The organism is Flavobacterium solisilvae (genome assembly GCF_012911605.1).
Lineage (GTDB): Bacteria > Bacteroidota > Bacteroidia > Flavobacteriales > Flavobacteriaceae > Flavobacterium > Flavobacterium solisilvae.
This window is the reverse complement of the sequence record NZ_JAAMPT010000207.1, coordinates 278,145-293,631: the sequence shown is the minus strand read 5'-3', so window position 1 is coordinate 293,631 and position 15,487 is coordinate 278,145. Positions and strand designations below refer to the sequence as shown.

General features: G+C 33.7%; 12 protein-coding genes. 4 read left to right on the top strand and 8 right to left on the bottom strand.

From position 1 onward, the window contains the following. Positions 1-18: 18 nt before the first annotated feature. The 4 genes from G6042_RS10030 to G6042_RS10015 all read right to left on the bottom strand — a co-directional run bounded on the left by G6042_RS10030 (position 19) and on the right by G6042_RS10015 (position 7,694). On the bottom strand, positions 19-1,938 hold the full coding sequence (locus G6042_RS10030; protein WP_169524298.1) for a S8 family serine peptidase: 1,920 nt from the start codon (positions 1,936-1,938) through the stop codon (positions 19-21). Between the two features lie 118 nt (positions 1,939-2,056). Continuing rightward, a complete protein-coding gene (locus G6042_RS10025; RefSeq protein WP_169524297.1) occupies positions 2,057-2,872 on the bottom strand; it encodes a hypothetical protein in 816 nt (271 codons plus the stop codon). Between the two features lie 77 nt (positions 2,873-2,949). Then, positions 2,950-4,458: a RagB/SusD family nutrient uptake outer membrane protein gene (locus tag G6042_RS10020; RefSeq protein ID WP_169524296.1), complete on the bottom strand. Its 1,509-nt coding sequence runs from the start codon at positions 4,456-4,458 to the stop codon at positions 2,950-2,952. A gap of 11 nt (positions 4,459-4,469) precedes the next feature. Beyond that, positions 4,470-7,694, bottom strand: coding sequence for a SusC/RagA family TonB-linked outer membrane protein (locus tag G6042_RS10015; protein ID WP_169524295.1), 3,225 nt, complete (start codon positions 7,692-7,694; stop codon positions 4,470-4,472). Between the two features lie 188 nt (positions 7,695-7,882). On the opposite strand from G6042_RS10015, the gene G6042_RS10010 reads away from it, so the two are divergent. Next, positions 7,883-8,545 (top strand): ribonuclease HII, encoded by a 663-nt coding sequence (locus tag G6042_RS10010; RefSeq protein ID WP_169524294.1) that lies wholly within the window; start codon positions 7,883-7,885, stop codon positions 8,543-8,545. A gap of 22 nt (positions 8,546-8,567) precedes the next feature. On the opposite strand, the gene lipB is transcribed toward G6042_RS10010, so the two are convergent. Further along, the gene (gene lipB, locus G6042_RS10005; RefSeq protein WP_169524293.1) at positions 8,568-9,269 is read right to left on the bottom strand and encodes a lipoyl(octanoyl) transferase LipB; all 702 of its coding nucleotides are present in this window, start codon (positions 9,267-9,269) and stop codon (positions 8,568-8,570) included. 237 nt (positions 9,270-9,506) lie between these two features. On the opposite strand from lipB, the gene lysS reads away from it, so the two are divergent. The 3 genes from lysS to G6042_RS09990 all read left to right on the top strand — a co-directional run bounded on the left by lysS (position 9,507) and on the right by G6042_RS09990 (position 12,215). Then, on the top strand, positions 9,507-11,204 hold the full coding sequence (gene lysS, locus G6042_RS10000; protein WP_169524292.1) for a lysine--tRNA ligase: 1,698 nt from the start codon (positions 9,507-9,509) through the stop codon (positions 11,202-11,204). Between the two features lie 131 nt (positions 11,205-11,335). Then, positions 11,336-11,785, top strand: coding sequence for a hypothetical protein (locus G6042_RS09995; RefSeq protein ID WP_211161673.1), 450 nt, complete (start codon positions 11,336-11,338; stop codon positions 11,783-11,785). Between the two features lie 70 nt (positions 11,786-11,855). Beyond that, the gene (locus tag G6042_RS09990) at positions 11,856-12,215 is read left to right on the top strand and encodes a hypothetical protein (protein ID WP_169524291.1); all 360 of its coding nucleotides are present in this window, start codon (positions 11,856-11,858) and stop codon (positions 12,213-12,215) included. 59 nt (positions 12,216-12,274) lie between these two features. Here G6042_RS09990 and hemL read toward each other — a convergent pair whose 3' ends face one another. Genes hemL through G6042_RS09975 form a run of 3 tightly spaced genes read right to left on the bottom strand, consistent with a single transcriptional unit; the run spans position 12,275 to position 15,374 of the window. After that, on the bottom strand, positions 12,275-13,561 hold the full coding sequence (gene hemL, locus G6042_RS09985) for a glutamate-1-semialdehyde 2,1-aminomutase (RefSeq protein ID WP_169524290.1): 1,287 nt from the start codon (positions 13,559-13,561) through the stop codon (positions 12,275-12,277). Between the two features lie 9 nt (positions 13,562-13,570). Next, a complete protein-coding gene (locus G6042_RS09980; protein WP_169524289.1) occupies positions 13,571-14,470 on the bottom strand; it encodes a glucosaminidase domain-containing protein in 900 nt (299 codons plus the stop codon). Then, on the bottom strand, positions 14,463-15,374 hold the full coding sequence (locus G6042_RS09975) for a 1-aminocyclopropane-1-carboxylate deaminase/D-cysteine desulfhydrase (RefSeq protein WP_394352781.1): 912 nt from the start codon (positions 15,372-15,374) through the stop codon (positions 14,463-14,465). The genes G6042_RS09980 and G6042_RS09975 overlap by 8 nt, the downstream gene beginning before the upstream one ends. Positions 15,375-15,487: the final 113 nt, after the last annotated feature.

Sequence of the window (15,487 nt, the reverse complement as noted above, 5' to 3'; positions counted from 1 at the left end):
AAATAGGTTAAAGAAATACTATTTTTTTACTACTTTTTGAGTAAAACTTCCATTTTCAGAAGTTAGATTCAACATATATAATCCTTTAGTTAATGAAGCTGTTTCAATTTCAAAGCTGTTTAGATTAGAAACGTTCTCTTTTCTTATTAATCTTCCTTGTATATCATACAATTCATACCTCGAAAATTGATTTGAATCACTGGTTACAAATATAACATCATCTACAGGATTAGGATAAACTGCAATTTTTTCTTTAGACAAATTATTATTGGAAAGGTTTGCTTGATCAAATCCAGACACTATCAAACTATAGTTTTGTGAACCTCCAGACAATGTTCCTTTGTGTGTTACTTGAATTGTATAAACACCTGAAGCATTTTCTACTTCAACTTTTTCAACGTTATCTACAGTATTATCACCTTTTATTGCAGGAGCGCTAACATCTGACAACTGTAATTTCCACGGAAAATTAACTTCTTCTCCCTTAATTATTCTTAAATCAAGATCATTTACTAATGCTGGAGAAGGAGAATTCAATTGACCATTTTTAGTTGTCCCAGGAACGTCCGTCCAACAAATTGTTGCTTTTAATTTTTTAGGAGTGTTAACAGTTACTTGAATATTATATGTTCCTGCTTGACTTAATGTTAACTCATTAACAATAGAAGTTGGCACTGTAGCTACTGAATTATTCAATACAATAACAGACTCTCTAGTATCTAATAATCCCCAACCAAATTTAGGATCTGGACCAACAGAAGCTGCGTCATCTAGAGCAGTATGACAAACAAGTCCTTTTAGTGTCGCTGAACGCATAAACTCTGAAGGATGTAAATCATTGTAATGCTCTTGCAGGAGAATTAATCCTCCAGCAACACTAGGTGAAGCCATAGAAGTTCCTGAAGCAGTATCATATGATGTATCACTAGCATTTGAAGTTGAATATAACCCTGTACCGTCTGCTGCAATATCAGGTTTAATTCTTCCGTCATCAGTTGGACCTTGGCTACTTCCATTATTTATGACTAAAGAAGTCATTACACCAGTTACAGGATGAACATTTGGATTAGCATTAGCAATAATCAATGGATTTTTTGAGGTCTTGTTTCCAGTTAATTTATCGTAACCAAAAGATAGTCCACCATTGTATGTCGTAGTACCTTCATTACCAGCAGACATTACAGGTAAATAATAAGGATAATCATAAACAATCTGATCCCAATTACGAGCAGCATCTCCATAACATCCCATATACCAAGCTCCAGGAACATTCATACTTCCATCATTATTATATATAAAAATCCCATAAGAATGATTAGAAACCAACAAACCGTTATTAGTAACCTCTGAAATAACTTCAGCAGAGTCAGCATCCCAAGTATATGATTTTATAGAAACCTTTGGAGCCATTCCCTTAGCTGAAGGAGTTGCACCTCTTGCACCAACTGTACCTGCAACATGGGTAGCATGAAAGTCTGCAGATAATCCTGATGCATCTGGAGTTGTAACCCTGCTTACTCCATCAAGAACAAACTCATTATGAGTTTGTAGCACGGAACCACCATCCCAGACACCAACGGTAAATCCATTACCTTCTAAAGAAAGACCTAAAGAAGCACCAGGATACAAATGATTAACTCTAATAGCTCTACCCGCTGCAGCATTATCTGTAGACATTAAAAGAGGTTTACCATCAATAACATCTAGTATTCTATAAAGAATTCCATCCTTTTTAAATTGTTGCTTTATATCAGGATTTAAAGCTAAGAAATAATTAACTCTTGACTGACGAAGCACATCATCATTATTAATTTCATTTAATAATTGTATTGTTTTTTCAGAATCATAAGAAGCTATTATCTTCTTTTGTTCTTGTAGAGTTTGAGCAGTAGTAATTCCAAAAACAAGAGAAATTACAAAACATAATTTTATTTTCATTACTTTTTTTTTTCAAATTTAATAATTAATAATCTAAAATAAAACATAAAATTAATTGAAGATAAAAAAAGCCGACAAATAAAAAATTTGTCGGCTTTAAATGACATACTATATCACCTTATGGTAAAGTAAACTCTACAACGTCATTAGCACCAAAAGTACCATTTTTAGCAATTTGAGTTCCTTCAACAGTAAAGTCTGAATTCATATTAACTAAACGATAGTATCCAGCACCATATCCACTGTTCATACCATCGCTATATTCATCATAAACAACAAAAGTATAACTACCAGATGGCAAACAAAGATCAATATTTGGCTTTAAATATACACCAGAGGCTGCTTGATCTGTATAAGGTCCACCAGAAGCAATAACAGCAAAATCACCATCATATAATTCCCAAGTTGTCTCAGAACCATAACGGTCAGTTGCAATTTGAATTCTAAGAGGATTTTTATCACAAATCTCTTTAATTTTCAACACTAGACGCTTACTATTAGCCGTTAAATTATTATTCGCCAAAGAACCACTAAGTGATGATGCCACAATCAAACCTGGCTGAGGTTTAATCTCTATTGCTATAGTTCTACCTGTTCCAATATCGAAACCTTGTATTTCAATAGGAAAAGAAGCTTCTTTAGAACCTGCTGGAATAGTCACTGAAGCAGGAACTGAATAATAAGACGGATTAGCAGTAGTAGTAGTAGGATTTGTTGGTACACCAACTACAGTTGCCGCAGATATAGGCGCTGTGATTACATCTAACTCTAAAACTCTATCAACCGAAGAAACCTGCGAAGCATATACTTTTGCTTGTTTAACAACCGTTTCCCCACCAACAACTAAAACAGTACTGTTATTTTCAAAACTAACGAAATTTTGACTTCCAATCACATCATCACTTGAAGATTTATCTTCACAAGACGACACCATTGCTCCTATAAAAATAATAGAGAACAATGAAAATAACTTTATATTATTTAATTTCATATTATAAAAATTTGACATTATTAATTTTGTTCAGTAATACTAGGATTATTATTAAGCTCTATGATAGGAATCTTGAAAATCATACGCGTTTCATCATAGTTAATAGTCTGACCATTCAAAAATGTGTGATTAGTTCCTCTAGTTACTGATGCTTTATTTCTCTTCAAAGCAAAATAACTCTTACCTTCACCCCATAACTCAATTCTTGTTTGAAGATGTATTGCTTTTTTCAACGCATCGCCAGAAAGTGGATCAACGTAAGCATTTGCATTTGCAGCACCTCCAAGACGACTAGCCAACAACTCTTTAAGTCTATTTTTTGCAGAAAAATCATCACCTGTCATTGCAGCAGCTTCAGCACTTAGCAAATAAAACTCCTCAACTCTCATATATATATAATCAGTCTCAACAACTTGTTGTCCCATAGCAACCCTTCCTTGGTGGAAAAATTTATTGGTTGGCATTAAAAGAGTAGATGCAGCACTTGAAAATTGTGTTCTTCTAACATCATTAGCCGGAATTTGAGCATACAAAGCATTGTCTATTGCTTTTCTATCTCCAGCACCAGCATAACTATAAGTAAACACATCCATTATACCCCACCAAGAAACAAGACCATAACCTAAATCTGGAGTAACATCAAATCCCCACATCCAAGAAGGAGTATTAACATTATTAAAACCAGAACCTGCACCAGGAAATGCTAATTGAGCTGTAGTTGTTAATGGATGACCAGAATTAGCTATAATATCATCAGACAACACTTTCGATTCATTATACATACCCATAGCTGCGTATGTGTAGGCTAACAGACCTTGTGCCACAGGTTTATTAATCTGATATTTTTGAGTTCTTTGAAAATCACCCAACAAATCAATAGCTTGATTTAAATCATCAATAATCAAAGCATAAATATCTGCCGCTGGTTGTTTTGCATACAAACTTCTTTCTCCATCATACAAAGGCAAAATAGCTTGATTTGGATTATATTCTCTTTGAAACAATTGTGTAAGATAAAAATAAGCGTAAGCTCTAGCAGCTTTAGCTTGTCCCATCATGTGCTTGTTTTTAACAGTTGTCTGTATAGCATCATTACCTCCCAAATTTTGAATAACAATATTAGATAAGTTTACAACTTTATACAAATAAGTCCATGTAATTTGATTTTCTTGTTGAGTAAAATCATTAGTAGACAATAAATTAGTAAAATTAGCATACCAATTATAAGCATTATTTGACAACGCCATATCACTGCTAAGCATATCCGTCCAAATATCAATACCTTTATGACCAATATCATAATGTCTTGCTGCACCAGAACCCAATGCTGCAAATGGTCTAGCCATATATGTATAAATACCTGTTAGAGTACCTTCAATCAAAGCTGGATTAGCATCAGCATTATTTGCAAAATCTTCATCTGTCAAAACAGAAGTATCTCTAACTGGATCCAAAAAATCCTCACTACAACCTACTAAACCAGTGGTTGCTATAGCAAAGAAAGAATAAATTAAAAATCTTTTTTTCATATCATTTTTTTTTAAAGTTCAACTTTTACTCCAAAACTAAAATTAGTCAGAGGATTATATCTATAAATATTAGATGTACCTGTTTCTGCTGTAGAAGGATTAAATCCTTTTCTTGAACTTAAAATCATTAAATTATCAGCTGAGAAATAAATATTTAAGAAATTCACACCTGTCTTTTCAATAAATCTCTTAGGAAAAGTATACCCTAATTTAACATTATTAAGAGACAAAAAGTCTGCCTTAGTAATAAAACGAGAAGAAATAGAGTTACCTTGACTATCTGCCCCGTAAAGATCTGTTAATCTAGGAACATTAGTTACATCACCTGGTTGTTGCCACCTATTTCTAATATCAGTATGCCAATTATCTTTACCTATTTGCTCACTTTCCATCAACAAAGAATAAAAATTATCATAAGCATAACCTCCAAAGCTATAACTAAATTGAGTCGTTAAATCAAAGTTCTTGTATGCAGCATTTAAACGAAAAGCTCCTCTAACTTTTGGCATAGCCGATTTACCAATATATTTCTGAGTGGCATTAGCATAAGAACTAGTAACCGTCTTTTGAATATTTGAATTTGGAAAATTTTTCAACTCTGTTGCCATTTGCGTAATATTTCTATCACCAGCATCAAAAATACCATTTCCATTTACGTCATCATAATACATATTCCACATCGGAGCTCCAGATGCTGGATCAACACCTGCCCATTCACGCATGTAAAAATCAAAAATAGATGCACCTTGTGTATATGCAAAAGTAGCACTAGGATAATCAGCAGTTTTAGTAACACCCGTTAAGTAATCAATAGGCATCTCAGTAATTTTATTTTTCAAAAATTCCCCATTTATACCTAGAGACAACATAAAATCTCCTTCATTCTTTGGTTTAATAAAATTTAACGCTACATCAAACTCTAAACCACTATTACGCAATTGCCCACTATTATAAAAAATAGTTTGAAACCCTGAAGATGGAGCAAGAGTCTGATTAAAAAACAGATTATCAGTGTTTTTCACATAATAATCAACATTCAAATCTAAAAAGTTATTAAACCAAGTACTCTCAAATCCAACCTGAGCAATCTTAGACGTCTCCCACGTTAATGCTCTATTAATCTCTTCAGAATTAACATTAAATGCATACTCATCAGTACCATCAATATTTGAAATTTGCCATCCATATCGTAAACGAAGTCCAGTATCACCAACAACACCATAACTTGCTTTAAACTTCAAGAAATCAATAAAACTAGCTTTCTCCATAAAACTTTCTTTAGATGCAATCCATCCTAAACCAACTGAACCAAAAGTACCCCATTTATCATCTCTAAAACGCGAAGAACCATCACGTCTAGCTGATGCTGTTATATAGTATTTTTGATCATAATTATAACTCACTTGACCAAAATAACTTTCTAATGTATAACCCAATGTAAAAGACGAAGGCTTTCCAACTATTTGAGTATATTGATCTAAATCCGTTGATCCAAAAATAACCGCATTTTGTTTTTGTGCATTAAACTCATTTCGCGACCATTTAGTTGATTCGTGAGCTGCAAAAAGCTCCAAACCGTGTTTTCCAAAAGTTTTAGTATAACGCAATAATTTAAGGAAATTCTGGTTAATATCTTCACGATCTGTTCTAGAAAGATAACCCAATGGTCTACCAGGATTACCTGAAATAGCAGTAACGTTATCCATTCTAATAAAATCCCAATTTTCATATTGAGCACCAAAACGAGTCTCAAACACTAAATCCTTTGTAATATTAACATCAAAAGTAAAATTTCCTGTAAGAGTATGAGCATAATCTCTATTCAAATCGTATGTAGCATCAGAAATACCATTTGTCAAATTCGAAAACCTTCTTTGATTAGTATCACCATAGTCATAAAAATAATCCCCAGTATTAGGATTCAAAACTTTATTACCATTAGAGTCTCTTAAGAATATTGAATAAATAGGTGGTGCTGTAGCCATAAGAAAAACACTACCAGTATCAGCTGTCTGTCCATTTTGTGTATATCTTGACCCAGAATAAGCAACATTAGCCCCAACCTTCAACCACTCAGTAGGCTTATGTTCAAGATTTATCCTAGTTGAATAACGCGTGTAGTCCGAGTTGATTGCAAAACCTTCATCCTTAACATAACCAAATGAGGTAGCATACTTTGTTTTTTCAACCCCACCACTAAACTGAACATTAGCTTCTTGTCTAAATCCTGTTCTAAAAGCATAATCAGCCCATTTCTCAGGAGTATATTTTCTTGTAATACCCGAATTAAACTTCCCAGTTGTTGGATCAATTAATCCTGATCCAGGTGTATTCCACATATTAAGCGATGGATTAATCCCTGTACCCCCAAACAAATTATTATTTGCAAAAGCAACAGGATCAGCAACACCATTTAATGTACCTGTATTTTTCACAGCCTCCCACGACAACTCAGTATATTCTTCTGGAGAACTAATTACATCATATTGAGGCAAAAAGAACGTATTAATACTACTTCTAAACTCAGCAGAAACAACAGATTTACCAGCTTTACCTTGCTTAGTATTTACCAAAATAACACCATTAGCTCCTCTAGATCCATAAACCGAAGTAGCTGCCGCATCTTTCAAAACCGTCATACCAGCAATATCAGCAGGATTAATCGAGCTAATATCACCCGTATAAGGAACACCATCAACCACATACAACGGATTTCTATTTCCATTTACAGAACCAAAACCTCGGATACGAATAGTCGCATCAGAACCTGGTTGCCCCGACCCAGTAATTACAGTAACACCAGCCACTTCACCTCTTAAAGCCTGAGACACATTTGAAACGGTTTTCGCCGCAATATTCTCTGTCTTAATCTTTGTTGCAGTACCCGTGTAAGCCTCTTTAGTCGTCTTACCATAACCTAAAACAATAACCTCTTGAAGCTCTACACCTTCTGACAAAACAACATTATAACTATTAGCAGCACCAACAGTTATTGCCTTTTTGTCATAACCAGTATAAGACACCTCTAAGACATCTCCTGATTTTGCTTTGATAGAGTACTTACCATCAAAATCGGTTTGCACACCGTTAGTTGTACCTTTAACAACAACGTTTGCTCCAGGTAATGGCCCAAGTTTATCGGTAACCACACCAGTAACAGTTTTCTCTTGCGCGAAGGAAAACTGCATTGAAAACGCTAATAATAGCGTAAAAATCCATTTGAACTTCGATCTCATATTATTTTTATTTGAGTTAGTTATTCCGCAAACTTCTTAATTTTTTCTTAAATAAACAAATATTACTTCGGAATAATACACATTTAACTAAAATTAATTCTTAAGAAATCTTTAATTTTGAACTAACTTATCTAATGATGCTTAAAAAAAGAATAGGTTGCGTCAGTTTTTATATTTTTGCAAAAAAAATGTTAAACCAAAGATTTTCAGATTTTAACTTAGAATGCGGTACCGACGAAGCTGGTCGAGGTTGCCTAGCAGGACCAGTTACTGCAAGCGCAATAATCCTCCCTGATGAATTTCAACTAGACACTTTAAATGACTCGAAACAACTCTCTGAAAAAGTACGAAAAAAACTAAAACCTTTGATTGAAAACTCTTGTGTAACATTTGCAGTTACACATATATATAATGAAGAGATTGACGAAATAAACATACTAAACGCTTCAATGAAAGCGATGCAGGAATCCATCCTTAAACTTAAAACAACTCCTAATTATATTATAGTAGACGGCAATCGTCCTATTTTTTCAAAATTAGGATTACTAAAAAATAAAAATGGAAAGGTTTTCACAACTGAAGAAATTGATTTACTAAAAAACATACCCAACAAAAGCATTATTAAAGGAGATAGCAAATATTTAAGTATTGCCGCTGCTTCTATTTTAGCCAAAACCTATCGGGATGAATACATGGATAAAATCCACGAAGAATTCCCGATGTACAATTGGAAGAAAAATAAAGGCTACCCAACTATTGAGCATCGGGAAGCGATTAAAAAATATGGCGTAACGAAATACCACCGAATGAGTTTTCGATTGTTACCAGAACAATTGACTTTGGATTTATGATTGAAGATTAACAATTTTAGATTTAGGAAGTAAAAATCACTGCTTCAAATAAATCTTGAAAATGTCTTAGAATTTTTTCTTTAACTTCATTTTCATCAACATGCTTTCCAAGTTCAACATGCATTGAAGTAACCGCTTTTCCTTTTATACCACATGGAATGATATTATCGAAATAACCCAAGTCAGCATTAACATTTAAAGCAAAACCATGCATGGTAACCCAACGGGAAGCTCTAACTCCCATGGCGCAAATTTTTCGGGCAAATGGCGTTCCAACTCCAAGCCAAACTCCAGTTTCGCCTTCGCTTCTTGCACCTATTATATTATACTCGGCTAACGTTAGAATTATTGCTTCTTCTAGAAGTCGTAAATATTTATGAATGTCGGTAAAGAAATTTTCTAAATCCAGAATTGGATAACCTACAATTTGCCCTGGTCCGTGATAGGTAATATCGCCACCACGATTTATTTTGTAGAACGTTGCTCCTTTTGCTTCTAATTGTTTTTCGGAAAGTAGAAGATTTGACATATCGCCGCTTTTGCCTAATGTATATACGTGAGGATGTTCTACAAAAAGAAAAAAGTTAGGCGTTGGAAGTTGTGAGTTTGCATTTCGGTTTTGAATCTTTGCATCAACTATTTGTTTGAAAAGTTGCTCTTGATAATCCCAAGTTTCTTTGTAATCTTTATTTCCTAAATCTTGAAGTTGAACTTTTTTGTTCATGATAACCGAAATTATGTTTTGAAAAGAAATGCAAAGTTACGAATAGTTTAGTAATTAGCCCTGATTGAAGAGGAAATCCTTTTTATCTCGTTCTTAAAACGAGATAAAAAGATTGTAACGGAAAGCAGGAAAATGAAATCCTGAATAACCCAAACGATTCGCTCCAAAAAACATTAAATTTTGAACTTGAAACTTGATGCAAAATGAATTATCTTTGCACGCTTAAATACAAATTATATGCAACTTTCGGAACAAGAAATCATTAGAAGAGAGAAATTACAGTCGCTTCGTGACTTAGGCATCAACCCTTATCCTGCGGATTTATTCCCTGTAAATCATACTTCGAAACAGGTTAAGGAAAGCTTTGAAGAAGGTAAGAAGGTTGTAGTTGCTGGTCGTTTGATGAGTGTTCGTGATCAAGGAAAAGCTGCTTTTGCTGAGTTACAAGACAGCGAAGGTAGAATTCAGTTGTATTTTAATCGTGATGTGATTTGTCCTGATGAGGATAAAACGAAATATGTTCAGGTTTTTAGAAAATTGACCGATTTGGGCGATTTTATTGGAATTAAAGGCGAATTGTTTTTGACCAAAGTGGGTGAAAAATGTATTCGTGTGGATGATTTTACTTTTTTGAGTAAAACCTTGCGTCCGCTTCCATTACCAAAAACCGATGATGAAGGAAATGTTTTTGATGCTTTTACCGATGCTGAATTGCGTTACCGTATGCGTTATGTAGATTTGGTTGTGAATCCGCAAGTGAAAGAGGTTTTCATGAAAAGAACAAAACTGTTCACTGCTATGAGAACTTTTTTCAACAATGCTGGTTATATGGAAGTTGAAACTCCGGTTTTACAATCTATTCCTGGTGGTGCGGCAGCTCGACCTTTCATTACGCATCATAATAGTTTGGACATTCCATTATACATGAGAATTGCTAACGAATTGTATCTGAAAAGATTGATTGTTGGTGGTTTTGATGGTGTTTATGAGTTTTCTAAAAACTTCCGCAACGAAGGAATGGACCGAACGCACAATCCAGAATTTACTGCAATGGAAATTTATGTAGCTTACAAAGACTACAATTGGATGATGACGATGACAGAGAATTTATTGGAATATTGTGCATTACAAGTAAATGGAACGACCGAAGCTACTTTTGGCGAACATAAAGTAAACTTTAAAGCGCCATATGCTAGAGTAACGATGACTGATGCAATCAAACAATTTACAGGTTTTGACATTACTGGAAAAACCGAAGCCGAATTATTTGAAGCGGCAAAATCGATGGGTATTGAAGTCAATGAAACCATGGGTAAAGGAAAGCTGATTGATGAGATTTTTGGCGAAAAATGTGAAGGTAACTTTATTCAACCAACGTTTATCACTGATTATCCAAAAGAAATGTCGCCTTTATGTAAATCGCACCGAGATAATCCTGAATTGACAGAGCGTTTTGAGTTAATGGTTTGTGGAAAAGAAATTGCAAATGCTTATTCGGAATTGAATGATCCAATTGACCAACGCGAACGTTTTGAAGCACAAATGGCTTTAGCCGAAAAAGGCGATGATGAAGCAAACGGAATTATTGACGAAGACTTTTTGCGCGCTTTAGAATATGGAATGCCACCAACATCTGGTTTAGGAATTGGAATGGACAGATTAATCATGTTTTTAACCAATAATCCGTCGATACAAGAAGTGTTGTTTTTCCCTCAAATGCGTCCAGAGAAAAAAGGACCGGAACTAACCGAAGAAGAAAAACACATCATAGAAATTTTAAAAAATAACGAAGGAATTCAGATTGGTGATTTAAAAGAAAAATCGGGTTTAAGTGGCAAAAAATGGGATGCTGCCAGCAAAGGTTTGTCAAAACACGGCTTGATGAAAGTTGTGGTTGATGGCGATGCTAAAATTGTGGAATACTTAGGAAAATAATCGTTTTTTAGAATAACAGAAAAAGGGAATTAATTGATGATTAATTCCCTTTTTTATTAAACTTTTGTTAAAGATTAAACCTTTTGAAACTTAACTTATCTTACTCACATAAACTTTAAAATAATCAAAAAATGAAAAAAGTATTTTTAGCTGTATTAATGTTAGTTGGAATAACGACATTTGCACAAGGAAAAAGAGAGCAAAAGGAAAAACTTACTACAGAACAACGCGTTGAACTTCAAGCTAAAAAAATGAAACTTGATTTAGATTTAAACGACAAACAAGTTGCTGATGTAAAGAAACTTTTATTGGAACAAGCCAAAAAAAGAGAAGCAAAAAAAGAAGAATTTCAAGCCAAAAAAGATGATGCTAAAAAACCAACATCGGATGAAATTTATGCTATGAAAAACAAAATGCTTGACGAGCAAATTGCCAACAAAGCTGAGATGAAAAAAATCTTAACTCCTGAACAATACAAAAAATGGGAAGAAAACCGTGAAGAAGGCAAATCTAAAATGAAAAAACGATTTGCAAAAAGAAAAGGCAACACTGAAGAAAGTCCGAAATTGGAAGAAAAATAAAAAAAGATTTTGAGTTAAGCCGAAAATAATTTAGCTTTGGGACATTAATTCACCAAATAAAGGAAGTAAAATGAAAAAAATTATTGCAATAGTAACGCTTACACTTGCCTTTTCTATGAGTGCAAATGCTCAAGATAAAAAAACAGTTTCTAAAGCTGAAACAACAATTGAAGCTACATCACCAGATATTGCTGCTAAAAACGATGCTTTAGCATTAATAAAATTCTTGAACTTACCTGAAAATCAACTTGACATGTACACAAAGTTGTTTTTTGTAAAGCACGACACTTTAAAACAAACAGGTTTGAGTGCTGAAAGAAAAGCTGAATTAAAAAGAGTTATCGATGCTAAATTAAGAGCTACGCTTACTCCAGAAAACATGGAAAAATTAGACAAAAACGAAGCTCTTTTGAAAAAATTGACTGAGTAATTTTCTAAAATTATATTTTAAAAAATCCCGTCTTGTTTAAAACGAGACGGGATTTATTTTTATAATGATTTTGCCACTTTGTTTATGGCATTAATTGTAAAATCTAAATCTGCATAAGTCAATGCATCGGTTATAAACCACGTTTCATAAGCTGAAGGCGCAATATAAACTCCTTCGTTTAGCAAACCGTGGAAAAACTTTTTAAAGGTTTCGTTATCACCATTTTTTGCTGTTTGAAAATCGAAAACTGGATTTTTATCAAAATGTACTGAAATCATAGAACCTACTCTATTTATCGTAAAATCGATATTATTTTCTGTTAGTACTTTTTGAATTCCTTGATGCAAATAGACTGTTTTTTCTTCCAATCGGGTGAAAATTTCAGCATCGTTATTTAAAACTTCTAACATTGCTTTTCCTGCTGCCATTGCCAACGGATTTCCCGACAATGTTCCCGCTTGATACACAGGACCAATTGGCGCTAAGTAATTCATTATTTCATTTCTTCCCGCAAATGCACCAACAGGCAAACCACCGCCAATTACTTTACCAAAACAAACGATATCCGCAACGACATCAAATAATTCTTGCGCTCCGCCTTTTGCTAATCGGAAACCGGTCATTACTTCGTCAAAAATTAATAATGCGCCGTTTTCATCACAAAGTTGTCTTAGCGACTGTAAAAAGCCTTCTTTTGGTGGCACACAACCCATATTTCCCGCAACTGGTTCAATAATGATTGCTGCAATTTCATTTTTATTAGCTTCGAATAATGCTTTTACATTTTCGATGTCATTATAACTTGCTAGCAAAGTATCTTTAGCCGTACCTTGAGTAACTCCAGGACTATTTGGCACACCAAACGTACTTAAACCACTTCCAGCAGCAATCAAAAACGAATCGGAATGACCATGATAACATCCTGAGAACTTGATAATTTTATCTCTTTTTGTAAAACCTCTTGCTAAACGAATAGCACTCATACAAGCTTCGGTTCCTGAGTTTACAAAACGTATTTTATCAATATTAGGCACCATTGAAACGGCAAGTTGCGCAATTTCTGTTTCTAATTCAGTAGGCATTCCAAAAGAAGTTCCTTTTTTGGCTTTTTCGATTACAGCATTTACAACAGGTTCAAAAGCATGACCTAAAATCATTGGTCCCCAAGAATTGATATAATCAATTAATTTATTATTGTCTTCGTCAAATAAATAGGCACCTTTGGCACTTTTGACAAAAATTGGTGTTCCGCCTACTCCTTTAAATGCTCTAACAGGTGAATTTACTCCACCTGGAATTACTTTTTCTGCTTCAGCAAAAAGCTGACTGCTTCTTTGGTATATCATTTTTTGAAATTATTTGACAATTATACTTTGTCCTAATGAAAGTGTATTATCAGTAAGGTTGTTTTTTCTTTTTAAATCATCAATCGAAATATTAAATCTTTTCGAAATTGAATACAATGTATCGCCTTTAACGACAGTATATTTTGAAGCATCGTTGTAGGCAATAGGTTCCGATTTTGAAGTTGGAATGTATTCTTTTCCTAAAACCTCAGCATCGTATTTTTGCAATTGATAACGTTCTATCAAACTAATTAATTTATCGGGATATTTTGGATCGGTTGCATAACCTGCTGCTTTTAATCCTTTTGCCCAAGCTTTGTAATCATCTTTTTCTAATTTGAATAAATCGGCATATCTCGGACGACTTACTAAGAAATAAGAGTGGTCGCGGAACGAATGGCTAGGATCGTTATATTTTCTAAAACATTCGTTTTCTTCATCATCGGTGTGACGAATGCTATCGCCAGTCCATTCTTTGTGACATTTTATACCAAAATGATTGTTTCCTTGAACACTTAAAGGTCCTGTTCCAGCTCCAGATTCTAGAATAGCTTGTCCCAAAGTAATACTGGCTGGAACACCGCTTTTCACCATATTATCTTTAGCAATTTCTTTGTAACTATCAATATATTTCAAAACCAATTCAGTAGTCACTTTTACTCTTGTCGTTGCTTCTAAAACAACTGTTTCACCTTGAGAATTATTCACTGAACTTGAATTTTCTGAAGGCTTTTTTGTTTCAATTTTTCTTTGCGTTTGAGAAGTCGATTGAGGTGTTTTTCGGGCAGTTTGTGCTGTTGTTGTTCGCGATTTTGTTGGAGCCGATTTGGTAGTTCTAACAACAGGTTTATTTGAACTACAAGCGACTACAAAAATGGACAACAACACTAAAAAAATTCTTTTAAACATCTATATTAATTTGGGTTATATTCTTTTTTCTCAACACTGCATTCATTCCGTTTACACCTTGTAAACCGCCGGTATGAATGAGTAAAATTTTTGATTTTGGCGGAAAATATTCTTTTTCAATTAAATCGATTACTCCAAATGTCATTTTGGAAGTATAAATTGGATCCAAAGGAATATTGTATTTTATATAAAAATCGTTGATAAAATGGATTAATTTTTCGTCAATTTTTGCATAACCTCCAAAATGGTAATCGGTTATCAATTCCCAATTATCCTTATTTGCAAATTTACGAATATCTTCTTGTAAAAAGTCACCTTTTAACGCTGGAAAACCCAAAACTTTTTGACAATCTTTTGAACTATTAATTAATCCCGATATTGTTCCACCTGTTCCAACTGCACAACAGATAAAATCAAAATCATCATCTTTTTCTGTTAGAATTTCTTGACAACCTTTTACTGCCATATCGTTTGTTCCACCTTCTGGAATGAAATAAAAATCACCAAATTTTTCTGTTAGTTTTTCAATAAAATCTGGATTGTTTTTAATTCTATACTCTTCTCTTGAAATAAAGTCAAAAATCATTCCAAATTCTTGAGCTTTTGCTAATGTTGGGTTATCATCAACTTGGTCTTTTAGCTCTTCGCCACGAATAATTCCTATAGTTTTAAAACCGTTTTCCTTTCCTGCTGCAGCTACTGCTATAATATGATTGGAAAAAGCTCCACCAAAAGTCAACAAAGTAGTTTTACCTTGATTTTTAGCTTCGATCAAATTGTATTTCAACTTTCGGAATTTATTCCCAGAAACATAGGGATGCAACAAATCTTCCCGCTTGATAAAAAGCGAAATTTCGTTTTTAAAGGTGGTGATTTTTTGGTTCTTACTATTCAAATTTACAATTGAATTTATAATTTTCAAATTTAAACGAAAAGAATTGATTTAGAATCTATTCCATAAAAGCTCAACCAAAACAAAGTAATACTCATAAAAAATCCTGAAAATAATTGATTTTC

Bases quoted from the DNA above. Each gene is read 5' to 3' on its own strand.
- G6042_RS10030 (WP_169524298.1), bottom strand. From the start codon at position 1,938: ATGAAAATAAAATTATGTTTTGTAATTTCTCTTGTTTTTGGAATTACT.
- G6042_RS10025 (WP_169524297.1), bottom strand. From the start codon at position 2,872: ATGGTGTCGTCTTGTGAAGATAAATCTTCAAGTGATGATGTGATTGGA.
- G6042_RS10020 (WP_169524296.1), bottom strand. From the start codon at position 4,458: ATGAAAAAAAGATTTTTAATTTATTCTTTCTTTGCTATAGCAACCACT.
- G6042_RS10015 (WP_169524295.1), bottom strand. From the start codon at position 7,694: ATGAGATCGAAGTTCAAATGGATTTTTACGCTATTATTAGCGTTTTCA.
- G6042_RS10010 (WP_169524294.1), top strand. From the start codon at position 7,883: ATGTTAAACCAAAGATTTTCAGATTTTAACTTAGAATGCGGTACCGAC.
- lipB (WP_169524293.1), bottom strand. From the start codon at position 9,269: ATGAACAAAAAAGTTCAACTTCAAGATTTAGGAAATAAAGATTACAAA.
- lysS (WP_169524292.1), top strand. From the start codon at position 9,507: ATGCAACTTTCGGAACAAGAAATCATTAGAAGAGAGAAATTACAGTCG.
- G6042_RS09995 (WP_211161673.1), top strand. From the start codon at position 11,336: ATGAAAAAAGTATTTTTAGCTGTATTAATGTTAGTTGGAATAACGACA.
- G6042_RS09990 (WP_169524291.1), top strand. From the start codon at position 11,856: ATGAAAAAAATTATTGCAATAGTAACGCTTACACTTGCCTTTTCTATG.
- hemL (WP_169524290.1), bottom strand. From the start codon at position 13,561: ATGATATACCAAAGAAGCAGTCAGCTTTTTGCTGAAGCAGAAAAAGTA.
- G6042_RS09980 (WP_169524289.1), bottom strand. From the start codon at position 14,470: ATGTTTAAAAGAATTTTTTTAGTGTTGTTGTCCATTTTTGTAGTCGCT.